We start from the raw sequence: 2,149 nt of genomic DNA on the forward strand, positions 1-2,149 counted from the left end.
GATATGGCAACTAGATTAAGAAAAACTCGAAGACTTAGAGGCGGACGCCATATGGGATGGGGACAAGTAGGTCAACATCGTGCCAGTGGTCATAAAGGTGGTCTTGGAGTTACCGGTATGAAAAAACATCATAGAAGTTCTATGATGATGTACGAACCAGATCATTATGGTCATGATATTCCTAAAACACCTCACCCAAATATTATAAAAAAATGGGCTAGTCTCAGAGATCTTGATGACTTGTTCACTAAGTTCGGTAAAGAAGAAGGAGGAAAGAAAATCATAGACCTTGAAAGTGCTGGATATGATAAACTCCTTGGTGGCGGAAAAATCACTAACGCATATTCCGTCAAAGTAAAACAATTTACAGCATCTGCCGAAGAAAAACTAAAAGCTGTTGGGGGAGAAGTGTTATCTAACAATGGCTGAAGGTAGTATCACTACTATTATTCGAAAAATTGTTTTCAAAGCAGAACCTTATCTTCCTCAGGTCCCAAAACCAAAAAAGAAGATCCCACTTCCAACTAGATTGCTTTGGTGTGGAATTGCATTACTAATCTATATGATAATGGGTCAGACTCCATTGTTTGGTGCTACCGCACCACAGTTTGACTTTCTAGCATTTGCTAGGGTAATTTTTGCATCCAACCAAGGAACTCTAGTTGAATTGGGTATTGGGCCCATAGTTACAGCTGGACTCTTGATGCAATTATTGAGGGGTTCAGATATTCTCAAGTTTGATTTCAAAAAGCCTGAAGAAAGAGGAATCTTTCAGACAGCTACCAAATTGGTAACATATGTTGTAATTGTTGCTGAGTCTATTGTATATGCTACAGCAGTTTATGGTCCTGGTGTAACTGAGCCATATTTCCTGTATGTGATGATTGGCCAACTAATGGCAGCATCAGTTATTATCATGTTTTTGGATGAGTTAATCCAAAAGGGCTGGGGTCTAGGTAGTGGAATCAGTTTATTTATCATGGCAGGTGTTGCCCAACAAATTCTTTGGAGTATGTTTAGCCCCTTACCTGCAGGTGATGGGGGACCCATTGGTATTATTCCATATATCGGGCAATCATTCATTGATGGAGATTTATCAAATATCTTCTTTAGATCAAATCAACTTCCGAGTATCTTTGGACTGTGTCTTACAGCTGGAATCTTGCTGATACTGGTGTTTACACAAGGTATGAAAGTAGAGATTCCTATTGTTTCAACAAAATACAGGGGATTCTCTGCAGTTTATCCAATCAAGTTATTGTATACATCAAACATTCCGGTAATTTTGGCTTCTGCCTTGACTGCAAATGCTGTCTTTTTATTCCAAATGTTGTGGGCAAACTTTAACCCGCGAAATAATAATTTCTTCATAAATTTTATTGCGCAATTTGATCCTACAAGTCCGTCTACCCCTATTGGTGGTCTTATCTATTATGTGACTCCTCCTAGAGGGTTGGCAGTAGCTGCATTAGATCCAATGCGTGCAGTAGGTTACATGCTGTTTATGGTGGGAATTGTAGTTGTGTTTGGTAGACTGTGGGTTGAACTTGGTGGATTATCTCCAAAGAGCGCAGCTCAGAATTTGCTTGATGCAGATGTACAAATCCCAGGATTTAGAAGATCAAACGCACCAGTTGAGGCATTGCTGAACAAATACATCCCATCAGTTACAATTATCGGCTCTGCAATTTTGGGTCTCTTAGCAGGTGTCTCCGATGTACTTGGTGTATTTGGTTCTGGAATAGGAATTTTGCTTATGGTAGATATTCTCGTCAACTATTACACGCAATTAGTTAGAGAACAAGTAGAAGTTGTCATGCCGCGTTTGGGTGCTTTACTTGGTAGAAAATAAAAGAATAGTAATGATAGGTATTCCGGGTGTTGGAAAAACCACATTGCTATCAAAAATTGTGAAAATACTAACTGATAATAAAAAAAATGTTAGCAGGATAAGTTTTGGAACTTTGATGTTTGAAGTTGCAAAAGAAAATGGACTCACAGATAGAGATGAGCTTAGAAAATTACCTGTTACTGAACAACAACGATTACAAAAACTCGCTGCAGAAAAAATTGCTTCACAAAACGAAGAGATTGTGATCATTGATACACATGCATTTATCAACTCCCCTGAAGGATACTATCCTGGATT

Annotated in this window: 3 protein-coding genes; all 3 read left to right on the top strand. The window is 38.6% G+C overall.

Annotation, left to right across the window (positions count from 1 at the left end; genetic code table 11):
• Positions 1-429 (top strand): uL15 family ribosomal protein (locus tag BD31_RS02120; RefSeq protein WP_008297840.1); only part of this gene is annotated, 429 nt, incomplete at its 5' end.
• Positions 422-1,852: a preprotein translocase subunit SecY gene (secY, locus tag BD31_RS02125; RefSeq protein ID WP_008297837.1), complete on the top strand. Its 1,431-nt coding sequence runs from the start codon at positions 422-424 to the stop codon at positions 1,850-1,852. The genes BD31_RS02120 and secY, both read left to right, overlap by 8 nt.
• Positions 1,839-2,149 (top strand): AAA family ATPase (locus BD31_RS02130; RefSeq protein WP_048097362.1); only part of this gene is annotated, 311 nt, incomplete at its 3' end. The genes secY and BD31_RS02130, both read left to right, overlap by 14 nt.

The organism is Candidatus Nitrosopumilus salarius BD31 (assembly GCF_000242875.2).
GTDB classification, from domain to species: domain Archaea; phylum Thermoproteota; class Nitrososphaeria; order Nitrososphaerales; family Nitrosopumilaceae; genus Nitrosopumilus; species Nitrosopumilus salarius.

Excerpts from the sequence above, each read along its gene's own strand:
- secY (WP_008297837.1), top strand. The coding sequence starts at position 422 with ATGGCTGAAGGTAGTATCACTACTATTATTCGAAAAATTGTTTTCAAA.